The following is a 22,668-nucleotide window of genomic DNA, read 5'->3' on the forward strand; positions in this document are numbered from 1 at the left end:
GAGCTTTGCCAACAGTGGAGCGAATTCCAGCGATATGGAGCGCGCTTGCTCGAAACTGGAGCGCGACCTTGGAAAAATGGAGCGAATTCCAGCGAAGTGGAGCGCACTCTAACCACTATAGAGCGCTCCCTGCCTAACTTGAACGCGGATCTCTGAATCTGGTACGACAATCAGCAAACACCTCACCCTATACATCACAGTATTCTCACACCCTACCCACCGCAGCCAGCTTTTTGATATGGACATTTGTCCTCACACTTTGTACACTAAAGATTACAAGAATGATGCGAATCGTCAGAGGATTGCGTCCTTTGTCGATCTAAGTGCTGCTCGAGCGGCCTCCATTTTTTCATAAGCAGAGAGGATGAACATAACGATGAGCGAAGAAAAGAAAGACTTGCGGATTAAAAGCCACGTCATCAGCGAAGGTGCCAACCGGGTGCCAAACCGCTCGATGCTTCGCGGTGCCGGCTTTACCGATGAAGATTTCAAAAAACCAATGATTGGTGTGGCAAGCACTTGGACAGAGGTTACCCCGTGTAACATGCATATTGATGTACTCGCAAAAGAAGCGAAAAAAGGTGCTGCAAACGCCGGCGGTGCGCCGATGATCTTCAACACAATTACTGTCGCTGACGGGATCGCAATGGGGCACGAAGGCATGCATTACTCCCTGCCAAGCCGTGAAATTATTGCTGACTCCATCGAAGCTGTAACCGGCGGTGAACGCCTTGATGGTTACGTTGCCATCGGCGGCTGTGACAAGACGACCCCAGGCTGTCTGATCTCAATTGGGCGCATGAACCTGCCGGCAGTCTATGTGTATGGCGGAACAATTAAGCCAGGTAAGCTGAACGGAAAAGACATCGATATCGTTTCTTCTTTTGAAGCTGTCGGTAAGCACCAGCAGGGCGAAATTAACGACGAAGAGCTTCATAACGTCGAATGTAACGCCTGCCCAGGCGCCGGTGCGTGCGGCGGCATGTACACTGCCAATACGATGGCAGCAGCTGTTGAAGCGCTCGGTATGAGCATTCCAGGCTCTTCCTCAACACCGGCAGTGGATGATTATAAAGAACGCGAATGCGAGCAGGCCGGTGAGATGGTGCTTCACCTGCTTGAAAACGAGATTTATCCACGTGATATCATGACGAAAAAAGCTTTCGAAAACGCGATTACCGTTGTGATGGCGCTCGGCGGCTCCACGAACGCTTTCTTGCATCTGCTTGCGATGGCGCAATCAACTGATGTTGACCTTTCTTACGATGACTTCGAGCGCATCCGTGAGCAAGTGCCACACATTGCAGATTTGAAGCCTAGTGGTAAGTACGTTATGGAAAACTTGTATGAAGTCGGCGGTGTGCCAGCCGTTATGAAACTTCTTCTTGAAAAAGACCTCTTGCATGGCGACTGCTTGACAGTAACAGGCAAAACGTTAGCGGAAAACTTGGAAGAACTACCAGGACTCACTGAAGGCCAAGACGTCATTACGCGGTGGGATGCGCCGAAGAAAGAAGACGGCCCACTATACGTGCTGCGGGGGAACCTTGCGCCTGAGGGTGCCGTTGCGAAAATGTCCGGTCAAAAAGTAACCCGCTTTGAAGGCACTGCAAAAGTGTTTGATAGTGAGGCTTCAGCTACAAAAGCAGTTATGAACAATGAAATCGTTGAAGGCGATGTTCTCGTGATCCGTCACGTTGGACCAAAAGGCGGACCAGGCATGCCTGAGATGCTGTCAGTAACTGCACTCATTGTCGGGCAGGGACTTGGTGGCAAAGTTGCTTTAATTACGGATGGCCGCTTCTCCGGCGGCTCACACGGTTTCGTTATCGGTCACGTAGCACCGGAAGCTGCAACCGGCGGGCCAATTGCGCTGCTTGAAGACGGCGACACTGTAAAAATTGATAGCGATGCGCAGGAGATTAATATGGTCGTAAGCGATGAAGAACTCGAACGCCGCAAGAACAACTGGACGGCGCCTGCGCTCTCCGCCTCAAGCGGCGCACTCGCAAAATACGCTAAACTCGTCTCCTCCAGCGCAAAAGGCGCGGTTACAGACGACTTTGAGAATGAATAAAAAATTATATTTTAAGAGCGGACCTAACAAGGGCCGCTCTTTTTACAACACATATTCAACTTTTAACGAAACTAATCTCGCTGCGACCTATTGTTAATTACTTAGAGTTAAAGCACAGAACCTCTTATAACACTATCTTAAACCATTTAAAAGTCACTTCAACTTACGCCATAGTGTAGAACGATTGATCCCTAACCGCTTAGCTGTTTTGGACTGGTTAAATTCCTCCTCCTCTAACACTCTTTCTATAACTTCTTTTTCAATTTCAGCTAAAGTGTTCGACAAGTCTACAGGCAAACTTGAAGATGACCCCTTTTCACTTAAGTCATCAAGCTTGATAAATGAACTTTCCGCCTTTTCAACTCCTTGCTTAACCAAATCTTTTAGCTCATTTAAGTTCCCAGGCCATTTAGACTGCCACCACTTATCTAAAACCTCACTGTCAACACCTACTATTTGCTTACCATATAGAGTATTGAAATTGGCTATAAAAGATCGAATGTAGTCTGTTAAGAAATTAGTGCGATCTCTTAAAGGAGGAAGAAAAAGCGTAGCCTGCGGCCCTAGATAACTCCACACCCATAGAGGGACTCTACTGTAATTGTGAAATGCTAAAATACAGTAGGAAGGTCCAAATTGAGCAGCCCCTACTATTTTCTCTGCAAGTTCGCGCGAAAGCCCTTCCCAACCCTCTATATAAAATGTTCCACCTGTATTTTTAATCATAAAGATGAGACGTTGGCACATAAAGTCATCTAATTCTGCTGTCAGCCGAACATGCCATTGGTTTTCTGGATAACCCTTGACATGATTGTGTAAAGCCGCAGCAAAAGACCGCTTCCCCGTTCCATGTTCACCTTGAAGAAGAAATAATCGAACCTTACCTGTAGCTTCTTTAGCTTTTTCTACAACTGTAGCTATTCGCTCGTCTGTAAGCGATAACTGCGAAAATGAATTGAGCTCTGTTCGTAAAGGTTGAACTGATAATCCAGGCTGTTCGATAGCATACCTTGATTCATTGCTGAGCTTTAAATAATACTGCTGACGAATCCCTTCTCCCAAACATTCCCCTTCAACATGAAAATGCTGATTTTCAACCGTGAGCATAGTTTGTATATATTCATGGGAAACAACCTCTGAGTAACAGTCTTTAAGCTTTGGTACTTCTTTAGGTAGATCGCTACCTACACAATCATTGCCCTCTAAAAAGAAAGCACGAAAAGATTTATTCGCGAATAAAACACGTCCATCTTCTTCAAAAATAACTACAGATTCAACTAATTTTGTTAACAAGTTTTCATAGCTTTCATTAATTTTTTGTTGCTTTCGTACCTCACAAGCCATTTCATAAGACTGTACAAACGATTGGTTGACTGATTCTTGACCAGAAGTGATCATTACTCCTTGTAACCCAAAACGTTCAGCTGTTTTTATAGTAACTGTATCCCCGATTACAACCTGCACACCACGGTTCGCAGCGGAAATTACAGCACTTTCCACTTCCTGCGGTCTATTAATAGTTTGATATGGAATATACGTTTCAAGCAGATTCGAAACCTCACTCAAACCATGGCAAACGTTAGGAAAACCAATAAGCTCCATCGTTTCTTTCGAGTCCTTAACCAAATAAAGAGTACGCAGGATATCATAACCGGAGACATCAATTTCAACGACCGGAACAGTTACATGTTCCCGTATGATGCTCGCCGTACCTCCACGACTAATCAAAACCTGACACCCTGATTTTTCAAGTGTTAATGCAGGTTGAATTGCATCTGTTAAGTCCGCTATGACAACTTCAACATGTAGCGATGACCAGGAACTCGCCACTCTGTCAACTGTTTCTTTCAAACCTCTATAAGGGGCTAATACGCCTACTTTAATTTCCATAATTTCTCTCCCTAAATGTCCTTCCTTTCATTCTACAAGATGCCAGGAAAGATTGGGAAGCACTTGATTACTTTGGGGATAAATCTACCGCTGTATCAATTGCAGCTAGCAAACTTCGGTCATCAGCTATATTTTTACCAGCAATATCAAAAGCCGTGCCGTGATCCACCGAAGTACGAACCACCCCATAGTTTAACCCTACTGTGATATTCACGCCCGCTTCCAATCCTAAGACCTTTACAGGGGAATGGCCTTGGTCGTGATAACAGGCGACCACCATGTCAAAGTCACCACGAACAGCTCGGAAGAAAAGCGTATCCGCAGGATATGGGCCTTCAACACCTATACCTTCTTCTTTAGCCTTTTGAATCCCCGGGATTAATTGTGCTTCTTCTTCCCCTTCACCAAATAATCCATTTTCACCAGCATGGGGGTTTATACCGCACACTGCAATTTTAGGATCTCTATAACCAGCTGCGTGGAGTGTATCGTACGCTAAGCGTACAACTTTATATGTTCGATCTGGTGTAATTGAGTTAATTGCCTGCTTTAAACCTACATGGGTAGTTAAATGTATAACTTTCAAATTCGGTGCCGCAAGCATCATTGAGTAATCTTTAGTACCTGTTAAGTCTGCCAAGATTTCTGTATGACCAGGATAACTATAACCCGCCATTTGAAGAGCTTCTTTATTTAGCGGCGCAGTGCAAACTGCATCTATTTTGTTTTCTTTAGCTAACTCTACTGCTTTCTCTATATAAAGGTAAGCATGGCGACCTGCCTCTCTAGATAACTCGCCGAACTCTAGACCTGCAGGCAGAGAACCTACCTGTAGACAAAATATACGGCGAGGGTCCATACTCACGAGCTGTAAGTCATCCACCTCTTCAATTTCTACATCAATTTCACAAATGCGAACCGCTTCCCTCAACCGATTGCAATCACCAATAACTAAAGGTACACACTTTTCACGCACTTCTTTACCTACTAATGCCTTTACAATGATTTCGGGACCAACACCCGCCCCATCTCCCATTGTAATACCTATAACTGGATAACTCATTTATCCTCCTCTCCCTTCAAATAACGAAGTAAACGAACGAATGTTTCTTTATGCCCAAACGCTCCTGCCTTTGTAATTGCCACTGGTTCATATTCCCCACGCAAAACTCCTAAAGGGATACCTGTTTCAAATTCATAATAAAGTTCAAATGCAGTGGTTCCCAAATGATGGCAAACAGATTTTGCCATATCTCCACCTGTCATAACAAGCGCTTCATAACTTTGATATTCATAAATATAACCCACGAGAGCCCCTATTTCTTCCGCAATATACTCTGCTATTTTTTCAGCACTAACTTGATATTGCTTTTGATATGAGGCAACACGTTCAATTGACTCCTCACTTACATCTAAATAAAGCGCCGTATACAAACTTAAACTATCACGTACCCACTCATAAAGTTCGCCCCCTCTTTCTTCAATTAGAAGTTTAAGAGGGTCTACTTTTATCGCCTTAACATCAACCTCATTGATGAGGCTATCGCGCTGCTGTACGCTCACTTCACTTCTGCTGCCGATAACGAACAAAGCAGAACTGAATTCTTCATAAGTTAAATTTTCTCCACCTTTATTTTTTTCCTCAATGGAAATAATGTGATGCAAATATTGAGCGACCCCAGCAGAACCTGCCCAAGCCAAATTAAACGGCGTGCCACTCAATAATTTAATTTGTTGTTCAAGTTCGCCTTCAGTCTCTGCATCAATACTTAAATAAGCAACCCCCTGCCCGTGCAAGGACTGCATCAGTTCAGACAAGTTTTCAGAACGAATACTTTCTTGAGAGAGATGAGACACACTATACTGGCTCTGTTCATGAATTATATCGATTGGACGAGATGACAGAAAATCAACCCCCGGGTACGGTGATATACTGGTATCAGTTAATTTCGTACCGTGAACAAATAATTCACCTTTAGAGATCGTCCGTCCATTTTTGGGATAGGCCGAGGTCACAACTACAAAATCTGGGTTTACTACTTCATAAACCGCATCAAGCTCAGCCCCAATATTACCGCGAAGTGTTGAGTCCAGTTTTTTATATACCAATTGTGGTGAAACATCAATAACTGAGTTTAATGCCATCTTAACCCTATCATAGGCTTCTGAAGCTAAAAGATTTCTTGAATCCGTGTTAATTACAAGTGCTTCATTATCTATAAGCTTATCTACAGATGCCATATCAAGCGCTACCCACGGCTTATAGCCATACTCCGTACACTGAACTCCCGAATCATTAGCTCCAGTTAAGTCGTCTGCTATAATGCATAAATCCATGAAATAATCACCTCATTCAGTGAGATAAAGAGAGCTTCGATCTTCAACCGAATTCGAAGCCCCCTAACGTCTTAACATTTATCTATTGCCTCACTTCTGCATATAACCCTCAAGTTCTCCTCTTTTCTCAAGTCGCTTTACTAGAAAACCTACATATATAGGTAAGAGGATAGCAGTTGTAACTACGCTGGCTGCAACTTGTACAGTAGCAATTGGCTCAATACTTACAAAAGCTGCATTTGCAGAAGCTATAGCTGCTGGTGTTGCTACTGCATTACCTGCTGTTGAACCTTCAGATGCACCTACAACTGGGTTCCAGTTTAAGGATTTAAACACAAAGTAACCGGCAGTACCTGTAACAAACACTGTCATAATACCAAGGATAACTCCACCTAAGCCACCGGCAATAATATCTGCAAAATTAATACCCATGCCAAGCGCAAAAGCGAAGAATGGGATCAACATGTTGCTGCCACTGCTTAAGAATTCGCGCAACTCTTCATCCAAATTACCTAGTACCGCGCCAATAACAATTGGAAGCAATACCGAAATAAAGTCTGTCGGTGCAAATAATCCATCAACAAATCCCATCGCACCGAAAATGGATAGAGCAACCATAGTCAAAAATGGTCCATCGTTCAGAGCCAAAATAGAGTATGCGGCTCTATCGTCATTTTTACCATATTGCCCTACCAATGCAACATAAAGTCCACCATTACTATTTGTCATGGCTGCAATAATAGCTAAAGGTGCAAGACCAAGAAACAAGCCATCAGGCCCTGCAAAGAGGTAAGCAACTAAACCAACCGTAGCACCTACCGCCCATTTAACTGTTAGCAACGTGACACCTTTACCTATGGTAACTCCCACATTTTTTACATTGATCTGTGCCCCAGCACATAATAAGAATAAAGCAATTAAAACGAGCGCACCATCCACGAAAAGTTCTTGTGTAAATCCTCCAATACGTAGCATTCCAGGAAAAAAGGTGTTAATGACCGCACCTAAAAGTAACGGCACTACCATCAAACCACCAGGAATTTTTTCGATATTCGCTTTAATCCTCATTATACACCCTCCTTATTTTTTTGCAAAATGCAACACACTTACTAAAAGCGCTTTCAAGTTGAAATATAAAACATAACGCACATTTTATCAACAATCTCATAAAAAATTATTGAAAACGTTTAATTTTGCAACGATTTCATTCATTATATTTTAAGTATGTCTGTAAATGATCTAACTGTTTAACTACCAGGATAGACACAAATCTTCAATCACTTTCTTAACCATTGAGCAACAAACACCTACTGGAAAAACGGCTTTTCTCCACTTTACCTTAGTTAAGAACGAACATACTTTACGTATTTGAAGATATAGAAATAAAGTAGATAATCACTGTTTTCACACCTGAATTACCTTTATACTTCAAACGTAAGTATAACGATTTGAGACCCTCGCCGGCGGCGAGGGTCTCACTTATATTTGTCACTCTTTCGTATATCGCTCACACCGCAGAAGCGTCATGGTATTCGCGTAAGTATCATTTATCAAGAGGTCGTAACGCCTCAGCTCATGAAACGTTCGACATCGTAGAAAATATAACCATTGCACTAACAATAAGTAGCGTTTGTACTGCACTCAGCATGAGAAAGCGAGGCGCCTTGATGTTCACCGGTTGTAAAAAGATATGGTAAGCGAGCATATTCAAGGGCAGCAAGAGAATGAACAACAAAGCTGCATCTAACAAAGGAGTATCAAGGAGTCGAGCAAAGGCTTTTGACACCTCTAAAGTTGGAAGCAGCCGGAGCAGACCTATGATGCCAAAAACAGCAACGGCCTGTACGAAAGAAAGCAAGCCCCATCTCGGTTTTTTGGCATCGGGCACCTGTTGTAAAAATGCGATGTATGCAAAGCCATTTAAAGGTACGAGAATGGCAAACAACACGAAAAAATATAACACCCACTCCTCAACCAACTGAACCACCTCCTCCCTATGATTTTACACCAACAAAGAAATCCCTGCCAGCAACCGGCAGGGATTCAGCGTGTAGACAAACTTTTAGAAAGGCGGGGGCTGACGTCGCTTTTCGTCGGACGCTGTTCCTGGTGGCGTCGCTGCCGGTGCTCGTCAGCCACTCTTTATTCAATACTTGGGCTAGGTGTCAGGCAGGCCTTTTTTGTGCCTGACACCTAAAAATATGGATCCTTTGTGGAAGTGAATCGTTAGCCGAAGCCAAGCCCTCGGGAAAGCATCGGTCGGTAGTGTTGATTACGTTTGTGATTCGGCTTTTACCTTCTGAATAAGGAGGTCTACTGATATTGGAGCAGTAAGCTGGAATGTCAGGTTTCGTACTTTGTCGATAGTTTGAAATCCCTGCCAGCAACCGGCAGGGATTTTCACTTTCATTTTACTTGAACGCCATGGCCGCATGAACCGCTTTCTGCCAACCGTTGTACAATTCAGCACTTTCGCCGCTGCTCATTTCCGGTGCGAACGCTTTCTCGACTTTCCACTGCTTCGCCAAGCTGTCTGCCTCCCAAAAACCTACAGCACGACCGGCAAGGTAAGCCGCGCCCAGGGCGGTTGTTTCCTGAATGTGCGGGCGCTCTACATTAGCCTGCAGCACATCACTTTGAAACTGCATTAAAAAGTCGTTATTTACAGCACCGCCGTCAACGCGCAAGTTTTTCAATGCTATGCCGGAATCTTTCTCCATCGCATCTAGCACGTCTTTCGTTTGATAGGCTAGGGACTCAAGGGTTGCGCGGACGAAATGTTCTTTCGATGTCCCGCGCGTTAAACCAAAGACAGCCCCGCGCACATCCGAATCCCAATAAGGCGCACCAAGACCGACAAATGCCGGCACAACGTAAACACCGTCTGCAGACGTCACTGCTTCTGCATATGATTCGCTGTCAGATGCATTCTGGAACAACCGCAAACCATCGCGCAGCCACTGAACCGCCGAACCGGCCACAAAAATACTGCCTTCAAGCGCATAATTTACTTCACCGTCAATGCCCCAGGCGATCGTTGTGAGCAGGCCGTTGTCAGACGTAACAGCTTCAGTTCCAGTGTTCATCAATAAGAAACAGCCGGTGCCATACGTATTTTTCGCCGAGCCGTCTTCAAAGCAAGTCTGCCCGAAAAGTGCCGCCTGTTGATCACCCGCCGCCCCGGCAATTGGAATTTCGTGGCCGAAAAAGTGATAATCAACTGTATGAGCATAAACTTCAGAAGACGGCCGGACTTCCGGCAGCATTGCTTTAGGGACGTTTAAAATCTCGAGAAGCTCTTCGTCCCATGCTAAATTATGAATGTTGTACATCAAGGTACGTGAAGCATTAGAGTAGTCAGTCACGTGCGCCGCGCCCCCGGAGAGACGCCAGATGAGCCAAGTATCGATGGTACCAAACAACAAATCCCCGTTTTCCGCGCGCTCACGGGCACCTTCTACATGATCGAGCAGCCACTTCACTTTTGTTCCAGAAAAATATGGGTCTAACAGCAGACCGGTCTTTTCGCGGAATAAAGGCTCGTGACCTGCAGATTTTAGTTCAGTACAAATATCTGCTGTCTGCCGCGACTGCCAGACAAGCGCATTATAAATCGGCTTGCCGGTATGTTTATCCCAAACGACCGTTGTTTCCCGCTGGTTTGTGATGCCGATCGCACCGATCTCTTTCGGCTCAATCTCCGTATTTGCAAGCACACCTGCAATAACTGCAAGGACAGACGCCCAAATCTCGTTCGGATCATGCTCCACCCAGCCGGCTTTTGGGAAATATTGATTAAACTCGCGCTGCTCTACGGAAACAATTTCTCCTTCTTGGTTGAATAAAATTGCACGCGATGATGTGGTTCCTTGATCAAGCGATAAAATGTACTTTGCTTCTGCCATTTGGCTTCACCTCATATTTCAAAGTTTAAGATTTTGTATGAATCACTTCGTAATCTACCGGCTTTTTTGAAGCTGACTGCTGCTCTAAAACGACGGCAAAAATGACGGCGAGAATAAACAACGTCACCGCCATCCATAACGCAGGAGTCGTCGTTCCTTCAAACCAAGCTTGATAACTAAGCGCCCCGAGACTCCCTCCTAAAAGCGGTCCAACGACAGGAATCCAAGCATACGACCAGTCCGAATCCCCTTTACCTGATATGGGAAGAAACGCATGGGCCAGGCGCGGACCAAGATCGCGGGCTGGATTAATCGCATAGCCGGTCGTACTCCCAAGGGATAAACCGATCACCATAATTAAAGTACCGACGATGATCGGGTTGACGCCTTCAGCAAAAGCTTGACTCCCCATAGCAAGCATAACGAAAACGAGAAGAAATGTCCCTAAGACTTCACTAAATAAATTAGATGGCCGGTGGCGCACTGCCGGACCTGTCGCAAACACACCAAGTTTTGCAGCTGTATCTTCTGTTTTCGCAAAGTGTGGGTAGTAATGGAGCCAGACAGCCGCCGCGCCGGTAAAAGCACCGAGTAACTGTGCAGTAATATAAGCAGGCACCGATGACCACGGAAAATCTCCTACTAAGGCAAAACCAACCGTTACAGCTGGATTTATATGGGCATCACTGATCGGCCCTACCGTGTAAATCGCCATTGTAACTGCAAGACCCCAGGCAATACTGATCACAATCCAGCCGGCACCTTCTGCTTTTGTTCCTTTGAGTGTTACACCAGCAACAACACCAGCTCCGAATATGATTAATATCATTGTACCAAGAAACTCTCCGAAAAAAGGTGTCAATTTCGATTCCTCCTTTATACACAATTTGCGTTCAAGCATAAAAAAAGACACGTTGCACCGAACCGAGCAGGGTCTGCTAGGTACCGGGCGACGTGTCTCATAAACTCTTAGTCGCTATTAACTTAATTTTATTGAAACACACGTTGAAAACGGTGTCAATCAGATCGTCTTTTAGTAATTTACGCCGCTACTTCACGGCACACTTGTGCACACTCACGACACATTTTTGCACATTGCTGGCAGTGCTCATCGTCATGTTTCGCGCATTCATCTGCACATGTCTCACAAATTTTCGCACAAACAGCCGCCAGTTCAGTTACAAAGGGGCTGCCGCGTTGCACTGCTTGAGCGAGATAAGCACACATATCGGCGCATTCCCGGTCCAAGCGAAGACAAGTAGTCATATGCCCCACGTGATCTTCTTCAAGACAGGCATCAAAACACTGGTTACAGGCAGCTTGGCAGGCTTGTAGCGCTTCAAGCAATTGATTTTGCTGTTCTTTTTCCATTAAAAAACGCCCTCCTTTATGGAAATCTAATATCATCTTTCCCTGAGGACATTTTCATTAATCACTTTTTACAGGCTGTTTCAGCTCCTCGAGCGCTGCCGGCTTGCCGGGTACTTCGTGACAGCGGCGGCACCGCGGTTCATAGGCTTCTGAAGCACCGACCAGGATGATTTCATCATCATAATGCGCCGGTGCCCCGTCAATAAGACGCTGCGTGCGGCTGGCAGTCTCACCGCAGGACGGGCATACCGCCTGCAGCTTTGTCACTTCCTCAGCCAGCGTCATTAACTGCATCACCTGCGGAAACGGCTCACCGCGAAAGTCTTGGTCCAATCCAGCAAGGATCACTTGATAACCTTCGTCTGCAAGGTGTTGTGCCACTTGAACAATCGACGGATCGAAAAACTGCACTTCGTCCACTGCCACAAGCTGTATATGCTCATCAACGAGATCGAGTATATCAAGCGGCTGCTGCACAGCCCGGGCCATTGTTTTCGTACCGTTATGTGAAGCGACCTCTTCTTGGCTGTATCGGTCGTCAAAAGCTTGTTTAAAGACGGCGGCAGGCACGTTGCCAAACGCGGCCCGGCGAACACGGCGAATAAGTTCTTCGGATTTACCAGAGAACATGCTGCCACAAATCACTTCAAGTCCGCCTTCGTATTTGATACGCTGCATTTAAAACCCTCCACACAAAAAATCCATCCCGTGACATGCTGATATGTAATTGCGATCAAGGCATTGAAAAGGAAAAAGAGCAAAAAAGAAACAGGCAAGCGGCGACCCCCTGCCTGTTCTTTAAATGCAACCATGAAATTTTAGTCGAGGTTGTATTTTTTCTTAAAGCGATCGATACGGCCGCCAGTATCAGCCAAACGCTGCTTGCCGGTGTAGAATGGGTGAGAGTCGGAACTGATCTCCACTTTGATGAGCGGGTATGAGTTACCGTCTTCCCAGTCGATCGTTTCCTCAGTAGCGCTTGTAGAACCGCTGAGAAACTTAAAGCCCGTGCCTGTATCCATAAATACAACTTTACGGTATTCCGGATGGATGTCCTGCTTCATGATATTCACTCCTTCTGCCCTGAATCGTTAAAGAATACAGAGTTGGTTTTCACACATAGAGAAATTATAGCAATACCCCTCTCGTTTTTCAACCACTGTTGACGAATTTCCCAATCTACATTTATTGAGAGGAGTAGGCGCCGGCTTTTGTGCCATTTTTCTGATTGCGCTGGCGTTCTTTTTCTTTTTGCATATCATCAAGAAATTCTTGATTTGTTTTCTTTTCTTTCAACTTTTTAATAAAGCTTTCCACATATTCCTGTGAATCGTTCATGGTGCGGCGCATCATAAATAGTGTTTCAAGCTGATCTTTGGATACGAGCAGTTCTTCTTTGCGCGTGCTTGAGCGACGAATATCGATTGGCGGGAAAATCCGGCGCTCGGCGAGTTTGCGGTCTAAGTGCAGCTCCATATTTCCGGTTCCTTTAAACTCTTCATAAATAACGTCATCCATGCGCGACCCGGTTTCAACAAGAGCTGTGGCAAGAATCGTTAAGCTTCCGCCCTCCTCAATATTACGCGCTGCACCGAAGAAGCGCTTCGGCCGGTGGAATGCTGCCGGATCGATACCGCCGGAAAGCGTACGACCGCTTGGTGGAATGACCAAGTTATAAGCCCGGGCCAGGCGGGTGATGCTGTCCATTAAAATGACGACATCTTTTTTCTGCTCCACAAGACGCATTGCCCGTTCAAGCACGAGTTCAGCTACTTTAATATGGTTTTCCGGCACTTCATCAAACGTTGAGCTGACAACATCGCCATCTACCGAACGCTCAATATCTGTAACCTCTTCCGGGCGCTCATCAATTAACAGCACCATGAGTTCAGATTCTGGATGGTTCTCGGTAATGCTGTTAGCAACTTCTTTTAAAAGGGAGGTTTTCCCTGCTTTTGGTGGCGCAACAATTAAACCACGCTGACCAAAGCCGACCGGTGTGACCAGGTCCATAATGCGGGCGGAAGTCCGGCCCGGGGTAGTTTCAAGCGCTACTTTACGATCGGGATACAAAGGGGTAAGCGCCGGAAAATGCGGACGCTCCTTCGCTGTATCCGGCTCGTCACCATTCACCGCTGCCACTTGTAAAAGACCGTGATAGCGCTCATTGTCTTTTGGTGGACGAACTTTACCAGAAACACGATCACCATTACGTAAGTCGAAACGGCGGATCTGCGAAGCTGAAATATAAATATCTTCGTTACTCGGCATATAATTGATCGGACGCAAAAAGCCGTAGCCTTCTGATTGAATGATCTCTAGTACACCTTCCATAAACATGTAGCCGTCTTTTTCCGCCTGGCTCTTTAAAATTGCAAACATAAGCTCACGTTTTGTCAGTTTGCTGTAATAAGAGACTTTATATTCCTTGGCTAATGCATAAAGCTCTTTCAAGTTTTTCTCTTCTAGCATAGCTAAATTTACACTCAAACATCGTCACCACTTTTCTATAAATTCACGGCGCGCACGCCTTCAAATGTATGCTCAAGATGATTTGCAGCATACATAAGTACTTATTTATTGTTCTTATTCCTGTTGAGAACACCGGAAATGGTTACGTAAGACATCCAGTTGGACTAAAAACGGGAGGGTATCTGCAGTGAAAGGAATGAGCACATGTTGAAGGATTACGTACGTTACTTCTTTTATTGTACCTTGAAATGGCAGTGACGTTCAATTGAATTTTTTCGCCAGTAAAGCTCAAAAACTAACAGAAAGTGCGCCTTCTGCCCAGCGCACTTTCATTCGTTCGACCGCAGTTACGGTTTAATAACAAAATCTGGCTTTTTGCTCACGTTGTGCGTACCGTCAACAAAGCGAACTGTACCTGATTTGGCACGCATAACGAGCGACTCTGTTGTAGCTCTGCCACCTTTAAAATGAACACCTTTTAGAAGCTCACCGTCAGTCACTCCGGTTGCCGCAAAGATCGCATCATCTCCGCCTACCAGGTCATCCATTCGAAGGACACGGTGAATATCATCAATCCCCATGCGTCCGCACCGTTCTTCCTGTTCTTCGGTTTGTGGCAAAAGACGTCCTTGCAATTCGCCACCGAGACACTTTAAGGCAACAGCTGCTAACACGCCTTCCGGTGCCCCGCCTGAGCCGATCAGCATATCTACACCGGTTTCATCAAACGCTGTATTCATCGCACCAGCTACATCACCGGCCGGGATCAACTTAATCCGGGCCCCTGTGCTGCGCACCTCACTAATAAGTTCAGCGTGGCGGTCGCGGTCAAGAATAGAGACGACTAAATCTTCTACTTCTTTACCTTTTGCCTTCGCTACAGCATTTAAGTTATCAACGACCGGTGCTTCCATATCAATAACACCTACCGCCTCAGGTCCTACTGCAATTTTGTCCATGTAAATGTCCGGTGCATGGAGCATGTGTCCATCATCAGCCACACCTAGTACAGCGAGGGCATTCCAAGTTCCTTTCGCCACAATATCAGTGCCTTCCACCGGATCGACCGCAACATCGACCCGCGGTCCGAAACCGTTGCCGAGGGTTTCATCAATGTAAAGCATCGGTGCTTCATCGCGCTCACCTTCACCGATCACGACGGTACCTTTCATCGGGATCGTATCAAAGACATCCCGCATTGCGCTTGTCGCCGCGGCATCAGCCTCTTCCTTTTCGCCACGACCCATCCAGCGGGCGGCAGACAAAGCGGCTGCTTCTGTTACACGTACAAGCTCCATGGATAAACTTCGTTCCATTATTTTTCCCCCTCAGCGAGAACTTTAAAATCAATATTCACGAACTTCTTGTGCTTCTTCTGCCGTTAACGGTGCACGCCAAATCCTTGCCCCAAGGGCGCGCAGTTTTTTCTCGATATGTTCATAACCCCGATCGATATCATCGATACCGACAATTTCTGTAGTGCCATCTGCCATTAATCCGGCAATCACAAGCGCAGCCCCGGCACGAAGGTCAGTAACTTGTACCGCAGCCGGCTGAAGTTTAACCGGACCTTCAATCAAGGCAGAGCGGCCTTCGAGCTTGACACGTGCGTTCATGCGGCGTAGTTCATCAATATGTTTAAACCTGGCGCTATAAATCGTATCTGTTACCACACTAGTTCCTTCTGCTTTTGTCAGAAGAGCTGTCATTGGCTGCTGCAGATCTGTCGGAAAACCAGGGTGCACGAGGGTTTGAATATCGATCGGTTCTAAACGCTCGGACGCACAGACGCGCAGACGTTCACCTGAGAACTCTACTTGAACACCCATTTCTTCAAGCTTGGCTGCTAGCGGTTCTACATGCTCTAGTATGACCGGTTCAAGCATGATTTCGCCGCCAGCTGCCGCGGCAGCAATCATATAGGTACCTGCTTCGATCCGGTCCGGGATAATAGCATGGGTGCATCCAGAAAGCACCTTTTGTCCTTCAATCCGGATCATATCTGTGCCAGCCCCTTTAATATCAGCGCCCATGCTCGATAAAAGCGTAGCTACATCAATAATCTCCGGCTCTTTGGCGGCATTTTCAATCACTGTCCGGCCTTTTGCTTTTACAGCTGCAAGCATAATATTTATCGTCGCACCGACACTGACAACATCTAGGTAAATCCGGGCACCTGTCAGTTCTTGCGCACGGATATGCATCGTGCCTTTTTCGGTGAATACCTCAGCTCCTAAAGCTTCAAAACCTTTCATGTGCTGGTCCATCGGGCGCGGACCTAAATCACAGCCACCGGGAAGGGTGAGCGAAGCCTGCTTAAAGCGCCCAAGCATTGCACCCATAAAATAATAAGAAGCCCGGAGCTGTTTCACTTGTGAGGCCGGCAGTGGTGCCGGCCGGCCCCCTTGTGGGTTAATGGTCACCCGGCTGCCTTCGCGATGAACAAACACCCCAGCTGCTTCGAGCATTTGCTGGAGAGCAGCGACATCTGAAATCGCCGGTACATTTTCAATTTTTATTGTTGCATCTGCTAATAGAGCTGCTGGCAGTAAAGCCACAGCACTATTTTTCGCTCCGCTGATTGAAACTGAGCCGTGAAGCGGCGTCCCGCCTTCAACGAAAAGTTTATCCAAATGCGTCACATCCTCTTTTCATTGCGGCTGTCGCCGTCTTGACGCATACTTCATTGTTGGGTTGGCATCAACCGTTCCAGTCTTTTAAGAATTTTTCAATGCCTTGATCTGTTAATGGGTGCTGCATGAGCTGTTCGATGACCTTGAAAGGCACTGTGGAAATATGAGCTCCCCGCGCTGCTGCTTCTGACACGTGCATCGGGTGACGTACGGAGGCTGCAATAATTTCTGTGGAAATGTCATGGACAGCAAAAATATGGGCAATCTCATCAATTAAATCGAGGCCGTTATGACCAATATCATCGAGCCGGCCAATAAACGGGGAAACGTACGTTGCACCAGCACGTGCGGCAAGCAAGGCTTGGACGCTGGAGAAGACGAGCGTAACATTCGTTTTGATTCCTTCATCAGTGAACGTTTTTACAGCTTGCAGACCATCTTTTGTCATTGGGACTTTCACGGTAATGTTTGGTGCAATTTTAGCAAGCTCCCGACCTTCATTAATCATTCCTTCTGCATCTGTTGCAATAACTTCGGCACTAACCGAACCTTCCGTTACAACTGAAGTGATTTCCTTTAAACGGTCATGGAAATTGACACCTTCTTTTGCTACAAGGCTCGGATTGGTCGTTACGCCATCTAGTACGCCAAGCGCGTGTGCCGCCTGAATGTCATCAAGATTTGCTGTATCAATAAAGAATTTCACGATGTTGGCCCCCTGTTGAAAAATTCAATTTTCTTAGATTATAACGATGCTTTTGACGCACCGGAGTCAAGAGATTAATGTGTAAACCTTTACAAAACAAGGTTTAAAAATGAAGAAGGGCGCAGAAGGCCAGCAGCCCTCTGCTCTTCTTCATAAAACGCTTTACGCTTGGTTGGAAGAACCAAAGTCACGCATTTTGCCTTTAACTGTTTCTTTGATCGCTTCACGTGCCGGACCGAGATATTTACGTGGGTCGTACTGGTTCGGCTGCTCTTCAAAGACCTCTTTAATCTTTTCAGTTGCAGCGATCTGGCTTTCTGTGTTCACGTTAACTTTTGCATGGCCATAACGGATCGCCTTTTTCACGTCTTCAACCGGCAGGCCTGTACCGCCGTGCAGAACGAGTGGTACGTTGCCGACAAGGTTGTTGATTTCTTCCATGCGGTTAAAACCAAGGTTCGGCTCGCCTTTGTAAGGACCATGTACAGAACCGAGTGCTGGAGCAAAGCAGTCAACGCCTGTCTCACGGATTAAACGCTCACACTCTTCCGGAATCGCGTAAGCTGCTTCAGCATCATCAACGACAATATCGTCTTCTTGACCGCCGATGCGACCGAGTTCTGCTTCAACAGAAACACCGGCTGCATGCGCAACTTCTACAACACGCTTTGTTAGTGCAATGTTTTCTTCAAGCGGATCGTGGGAACCGTCAATCATTACGGATGTAAAGCCAGCATGAATCGCTTGAACACACTTGTCAAAGCTGGAGCCGTGGTCCAAGTGAATCGCGACCGGAACAGTAACGTTATAAGCATCCATCAAAGATTTCACTAAGGACACAACAGCCGGGAAACCGCCCATATATTTTGCAGCACCTTCGGATACACCACAAATCACCGGGGACTGCTCTTCTTCAGCCGCCTGCAGAATAGCCTGGGTGAACTCCAGGTTGTTTAAGTTGTACTGCCCGACCGCATAGTTGTTTGCTTTCGCTGTGCGGAGCATTTCTGTCATTGATACTAAAGGCATGGTAACTCCTCCTTCATTTCTTCTCTATAATCTCTTGACTCCTAATGGGGTGTGTCAACCTGACGGTGCACCGTTCTCCATCAGTATCTTCGGTTATTATATCACATTCACCGGCTTTTTCATCCGGTTTCACGAAAAACGAAAGCAGGATTTCGAAAAAATTATGACGTACCTGCATCAAGCTGCTGCCACACTTCCCGGCGCACCTCTTCAATATCAAACGGCTTGGAAAAATAGTTCAAGACCCCGAGCTCCCCAGCCCGCTCACGCATATTTAATTCTTCGTAAGCCGTCATCATTATGACCGGCATGTGAAACGAACGGCTGCGCAGATGTTCAAGCACTTCGAGCCCATCCATTCCCGGAATTTTCATATCTAAAAGAAGAAGATCAGGCTCAGCTTGTTCAGCTGTTGCAAGCGCCTGTTCGCCATTTGCTGCTTCACAGACGTTTAAACCGTCTTCCTGAAGTACTTCACGCAGCAGCATACGTATCCCTTCTTGATCATCCACAATCATTACTGTTTTCATGAAAAGACCCCTCACATAATTTGCCTTATTTATATAGTAAACCTCACAGCTTTTAAGGTAAATCCTTTCGATAATGTTAATCGCTTTCATTTTCATTACTATTGAAACCCATTCCTGTGCCGAAATAACGTGTTATAATTCGATGGCACAATCGATTTGGAGGCGTTAAAATGATCAAAATGTTCTCTACGCAACTGCAAGGTGTATTTCAAAAAATTCAACAGGAAGAAGAAGCACTTGAAGATGGTGCCCGCCTTTTAGCGCAAGCTGTAAAAGGCAGTGGCACACTTTATACAACAGCAACCCCAAAAGCTGCCGGTATTGAAGCTGCGGCACGCTGTGCAGCTGATGCACCTGCAGGCTGCACTCCTTTTCCAGATGATAACAATAAAGATTTCAGCCCGATGGACCGGGTATTAATTTTCAGCGCCGCCGGGGAAAAAGAAGCGCTTACTGAGCTGCTTGAGCAAGCGGCAGCGTCTTTTGTTCCGGCTGTCGTCATTGGTCCAGAAGCTGTAGATGTTGCAAGTGCAGAAGGTGTGGAAGCTCCGATCCACATACCGACGTACGCAACGGACGGGCTTGTGCCTGATTTAGACGGCAGCCGTTTTGGTGACGGTACAACCTTAGCCGGGCTTTATGCGTTTCAACTCCTCGCACTATTCATCCAGGATATGCTTGAAGATGCTGAATAATCTAACCTACGTTTGATAAATACTTCATAGATGTATCATAAATCAACCCCCACCGCAGCTATTTGCGGTGGGGGTTGATTTGAGTGTGCAGACAAGCTTTTAAGTAAGACTACGGCTGACGTCGCTTTTCGGCGGACGCTGTTCATGGTGGCGCCGCCGCCGGTGCTCGTCAGCTTTGCGTCATTTCATGGTCATAAATGTTAGAGATCTAAATGATCAAGCAATATCTACATGAATCCATTTCATCATGACGCTTTATGAGTGATCAAACGAACCATATACAAATGTAAAAGTGACCGAAACGAAAGACGGCGACTCCCAGAGGGTCAAGCGCAGGCTGAAGATCCACTTGTTCGATTGACAATCCAATCGAGCAAGTTAGCTGAAGCCAAGCCCTCGGGAAAGCGTCCGTCTGAAGTAAAGGTCTCTTACCCTCTTAACAGGGCAGCCCGCGAAGCTCGGAACAGTATGCTGTACTTGAATTTCAAGCCTGGCCTTGCCGCCACCCCGTAATCAACCCCCACCGCAGCCGTTTGCGGTGGGGGTTGATTTTGGTTATTCCGCTTCTTCGCCGGCAGCTGTACGGATAAATTCGCGGAACAGCGGCTGCGGGCGGTTCGGGCGCGATACAAATTCCGGGTGGAACTGTGACGCCACGAAATACGGATGATCACTCAACTCAATGATTTCGACTAAACGACCGTCCGGGCTTGTACCGGAGAAGACGAAGCCGGACGCTTCAAGTGCTTCACGGTACGCATTGTTAAACTCATAGCGGTGGCGATGGCGCTCATATACCACTTCTTCGCCGTATGCTTGTTTCGCAATGGTACCTTCATGCAGCTTACAAGGGTAGAGACCGAGACGCAGGGTGCCCCCCATGTCCTCTACATCTTTCTGCTCCGGCAGCAAATCAATGACTGGGTGCTCGGTTTCCGGTTCAAGCTCAGCAGAACCTGCACCTTCTAAACCGGCAACACCGCGGCCGAATTCTACAGAAGCGAGCTGCATGCCTAAGCAGATGCCGAGAAATGGTACGTTATTTTCACGCGCGTACTTAATCGCATGTACTTTACCGTCGATCCCGCGATCACCAAAGCCACCTGGAACGAGAATACCATCTGCGCTTCCAAGTTTGTCAGCTACGTTTTCTGCAGTCACTTCTTCAGAGTCGACCCAGTCAATATCAATATCAACGTCAAAGTGATAACCTGCGTGCTTTAAAGCTTCAGATACGGACAAATAAGCGTCCGGAAGTGCTACATATTTACCAACAAGCGCAATGCGCTTCGTGCCGGAAAGGTTAGTCACTCGCTCGACGAGGGCTTTCCATTCCGTCATATCCGCTTCACCTTGTGGCAGATGAAGGAAGTCGCAAACAAGGCCGTCGAGATTCTGGTTTTGCAGTTCAAGCGGCACTTTGTACAATGTATCTGCATCGCGCGCTTCAATAACTGCTTCTTTCTTAATATCACAGAAGAGAGCAATCTTTTCTTTCATGCCTTCTGGTACCGGGCTCTCTGTACGGACAACGATCATGTTCGGCTGAATCCCAAGGCTGCGCAGCTCTTTTACGCTGTGCTGGGTCGGCTTAGACTTCATCTCTGCTGCAGCGTTTAAGTACGGAATTAGCGTACAGTGAATGTACATCACATTCTCAACACCGACGTCACTTTTCACCTGACGGATCGCTTCAAGAAATGGAAGGCTTTCAATATCGCCGACAGTACCGCCGATTTCAGTAATAACAACGTCTGCGTTCGTTTCGCGGCCGGCGCGGTAAACCCGCTCTTTAATTTCGTTTGTTACGTGCGGAATGACCTGTACCGTACCACCGAGATAATCACCGCGGCGCTCCTTACGAATGACAGAGGAGTACACTTTTCCTGTCGTTACGTTGCTGTTCTGGCTTAAATTAATGTCGATAAAGCGCTCATAGTGACCGAGGTCCAAGTCTGTTTCTGCGCCATCATCTGTAACAAATACTTCACCGTGCTGATACGGGCTCATCGTACCCGGGTCAACGTTAATGTACGGGTCAAATTTCTGGATCGTCACTTCAAATCCCCGGTTTTTCAATAAGCGTCCAAGCGAAGCGGCCGTGATCCCTTTACCGAGGGAGGAGACTACGCCGCCGGTGACGAAAATATATTTCGTAGACATGGTGATTCATCGACTCCTTTTTTAATTTCCCATTACAGTCTGCAGCTGGCGTTATCATTAAGAGGGAGGCTGTTAAGATTCGTCAGCCTGTAGGGTCCAGCTTATATTGCAGGAAGCGCCTGGCTCCCGGCATTAAAAAAACAAAAGGGCCGCCGAATTTATGTAGTCTTCGGGGGCGCACTTTTGTTTTAATATGCAATCTTGTATGCCAATGTCGTTCGTTTATTTCACGTTCTGCAAAAGCCCAAAGATGATTTTACTCCGGCACTTTTGAAAAGTCAAGCGTTTGCCGGACCGGAAAAATTACTCTTCTTCATCAGTGCTTGGTGTAACTTCCTGGCTGTCATCAAACGCTGCAAACTCGTCTTTTTCCTCGGCTCCAGCGTTTTCTTCTTGAGATAATTCATCGAGCTCGTCTTCAATATTTTCAAAGCCTTCTTCAAAATCTTCATCAAGCATGGCGTCTTCCGGCGGTGCTTCTGTTGATTTTTTCTTGTTCGCCTTAAAGGTTGAAGCGAGTTCTTCGTCGCTCGTTTCTGCAGGATACCAGCCGCGCAGTGCCCAGTGGTTGTCACCCATGTAAGCAAAGCGGCCGTCGATATTCATCGTGGTATAAAGCTTTGTGCGGCGCGCCCGCTTTTCATCGCCTCCATAACCTTTCATTTCAGCGATTTCTTCGAACAAATTGGTATATGCCACCGGCTCTTTCTTTTCTGCCATGAGTGCATGAGCAATTTCTAACGAAGAGAACTCTTGAATTTGTTCATTCGTGTACGTTTTCAGACCCAAGGACCCCACTTCCTTTCCGTTCATATTCATCGGCGGGAGCAGCTGAGTTCAGCCTTCCCCCACAGGGTATC

Annotated in this window: 20 protein-coding genes; 2 read left to right on the forward strand and 18 right to left on the reverse strand. The window is 46.4% G+C overall.

What is annotated here, in order from left to right; translation table 11 throughout:
• Positions 1-376: 376 nt before the first annotated feature.
• Positions 377-2,077 carry a dihydroxy-acid dehydratase gene (gene ilvD, locus B0H94_RS06645; RefSeq protein ID WP_106588483.1) on the forward strand — a complete coding sequence of 567 codons (1,701 nt, stop codon included), beginning with the start codon at positions 377-379 and terminating at the stop codon, positions 2,075-2,077.
• A gap of 153 nt (positions 2,078-2,230) precedes the next feature.
• Here ilvD and B0H94_RS06650 read toward each other — a convergent pair whose 3' ends face one another.
• The 16 genes from B0H94_RS06650 to B0H94_RS06725 form a co-directional block, all read right to left on the reverse strand.
• On the reverse strand, positions 2,231-3,967 hold the full coding sequence (locus B0H94_RS06650) for a sigma-54-dependent Fis family transcriptional regulator (RefSeq protein ID WP_106588484.1): 1,737 nt from the start codon (positions 3,965-3,967) through the stop codon (positions 2,231-2,233).
• A 67-nt stretch (positions 3,968-4,034) separates the two neighbouring features.
• On the reverse strand, positions 4,035-5,030 hold the full coding sequence (gene pdxA / locus B0H94_RS06655; RefSeq protein ID WP_106588485.1) for a 4-hydroxythreonine-4-phosphate dehydrogenase PdxA: 996 nt from the start codon (positions 5,028-5,030) through the stop codon (positions 4,035-4,037).
• Positions 5,027-6,304, reverse strand: coding sequence for a four-carbon acid sugar kinase family protein (locus tag B0H94_RS06660; RefSeq protein ID WP_106588486.1), 1,278 nt, complete (start codon positions 6,302-6,304; stop codon positions 5,027-5,029). The genes pdxA and B0H94_RS06660 overlap by 4 nt, the downstream gene beginning before the upstream one ends.
• A gap of 90 nt (positions 6,305-6,394) precedes the next feature.
• A complete protein-coding gene (locus B0H94_RS06665; protein ID WP_106588487.1) occupies positions 6,395-7,372 on the reverse strand; it encodes a 2-keto-3-deoxygluconate permease in 978 nt (325 codons plus the stop codon).
• A 505-nt stretch (positions 7,373-7,877) separates the two neighbouring features.
• Positions 7,878-8,282: a hypothetical protein gene (locus B0H94_RS06670; protein ID WP_106588488.1), complete on the reverse strand. Its 405-nt coding sequence runs from the start codon at positions 8,280-8,282 to the stop codon at positions 7,878-7,880.
• A gap of 433 nt (positions 8,283-8,715) precedes the next feature.
• Positions 8,716-10,209 carry a glycerol kinase GlpK gene (glpK, locus tag B0H94_RS06675; protein ID WP_106588489.1) on the reverse strand — a complete coding sequence of 498 codons (1,494 nt, stop codon included), beginning with the start codon at positions 10,207-10,209 and terminating at the stop codon, positions 8,716-8,718.
• Positions 10,210-10,234: 25 nt separating this feature from the next.
• Positions 10,235-11,089 (reverse strand): MIP/aquaporin family protein, encoded by an 855-nt coding sequence (locus B0H94_RS06680; protein WP_427909934.1) that lies wholly within the window; start codon positions 11,087-11,089, stop codon positions 10,235-10,237.
• Between the two features lie 161 nt (positions 11,090-11,250).
• Positions 11,251-11,580: a four-helix bundle copper-binding protein gene (locus B0H94_RS06685; RefSeq protein ID WP_106588491.1), complete on the reverse strand. Its 330-nt coding sequence runs from the start codon at positions 11,578-11,580 to the stop codon at positions 11,251-11,253.
• Between the two features lie 57 nt (positions 11,581-11,637).
• Positions 11,638-12,258 carry a thymidine kinase gene (locus B0H94_RS06690; protein ID WP_106588492.1) on the reverse strand — a complete coding sequence of 207 codons (621 nt, stop codon included), beginning with the start codon at positions 12,256-12,258 and terminating at the stop codon, positions 11,638-11,640.
• Between the two features lie 140 nt (positions 12,259-12,398).
• Positions 12,399-12,644 (reverse strand): type B 50S ribosomal protein L31, encoded by a 246-nt coding sequence (locus tag B0H94_RS06695; protein ID WP_106588493.1) that lies wholly within the window; start codon positions 12,642-12,644, stop codon positions 12,399-12,401.
• 121 nt (positions 12,645-12,765) lie between these two features.
• The gene (gene rho, locus B0H94_RS06700) at positions 12,766-14,052 is read right to left on the reverse strand and encodes a transcription termination factor Rho (RefSeq protein ID WP_427909935.1); all 1,287 of its coding nucleotides are present in this window, start codon (positions 14,050-14,052) and stop codon (positions 12,766-12,768) included.
• Between the two features lie 347 nt (positions 14,053-14,399).
• Positions 14,400-15,368 (reverse strand): class II fructose-bisphosphatase, encoded by a 969-nt coding sequence (gene glpX / locus B0H94_RS06705; protein ID WP_106588495.1) that lies wholly within the window; start codon positions 15,366-15,368, stop codon positions 14,400-14,402.
• Between the two features lie 30 nt (positions 15,369-15,398).
• On the reverse strand, positions 15,399-16,685 hold the full coding sequence (gene murA / locus B0H94_RS06710) for a UDP-N-acetylglucosamine 1-carboxyvinyltransferase (protein WP_106588496.1): 1,287 nt from the start codon (positions 16,683-16,685) through the stop codon (positions 15,399-15,401).
• A 67-nt stretch (positions 16,686-16,752) separates the two neighbouring features.
• Complete coding sequence (gene fsa / locus B0H94_RS06715; RefSeq protein WP_106588497.1) at positions 16,753-17,391, reverse strand: fructose-6-phosphate aldolase; 639 nt, start codon at positions 17,389-17,391, stop codon at positions 16,753-16,755.
• Positions 17,392-17,553: 162 nt separating this feature from the next.
• The gene (gene fba / locus B0H94_RS06720; RefSeq protein ID WP_106588498.1) at positions 17,554-18,420 is read right to left on the reverse strand and encodes a class II fructose-1,6-bisphosphate aldolase; all 867 of its coding nucleotides are present in this window, start codon (positions 18,418-18,420) and stop codon (positions 17,554-17,556) included.
• Positions 18,421-18,581: 161 nt separating this feature from the next.
• The gene (locus B0H94_RS06725) at positions 18,582-18,950 is read right to left on the reverse strand and encodes a response regulator (protein ID WP_106588499.1); all 369 of its coding nucleotides are present in this window, start codon (positions 18,948-18,950) and stop codon (positions 18,582-18,584) included.
• Between the two features lie 170 nt (positions 18,951-19,120).
• Between B0H94_RS06725 and B0H94_RS06730 the strand changes: the two genes are divergently transcribed.
• Positions 19,121-19,645 (forward strand): DUF2529 family protein, encoded by a 525-nt coding sequence (locus B0H94_RS06730; protein WP_106588500.1) that lies wholly within the window; start codon positions 19,121-19,123, stop codon positions 19,643-19,645.
• A 555-nt stretch (positions 19,646-20,200) separates the two neighbouring features.
• Here B0H94_RS06730 and pyrG read toward each other — a convergent pair.
• Both pyrG and rpoE read right to left on the reverse strand, forming a co-directional pair.
• Positions 20,201-21,808, reverse strand: coding sequence for a CTP synthase (gene pyrG / locus B0H94_RS06735; protein WP_106588501.1), 1,608 nt, complete (start codon positions 21,806-21,808; stop codon positions 20,201-20,203).
• Between the two features lie 303 nt (positions 21,809-22,111).
• Entirely contained in the window at positions 22,112-22,597 is a 486-nt protein-coding gene (rpoE, locus tag B0H94_RS06740) for a DNA-directed RNA polymerase subunit delta (RefSeq protein ID WP_245893926.1), read from the reverse strand.
• Positions 22,598-22,668: the final 71 nt, after the last annotated feature.

This window comes from Salsuginibacillus halophilus (genome assembly GCF_003014715.1).
Classification (GTDB): Bacteria; Bacillota; Bacilli; order Bacillales; family Marinococcaceae; genus Salsuginibacillus; species Salsuginibacillus halophilus.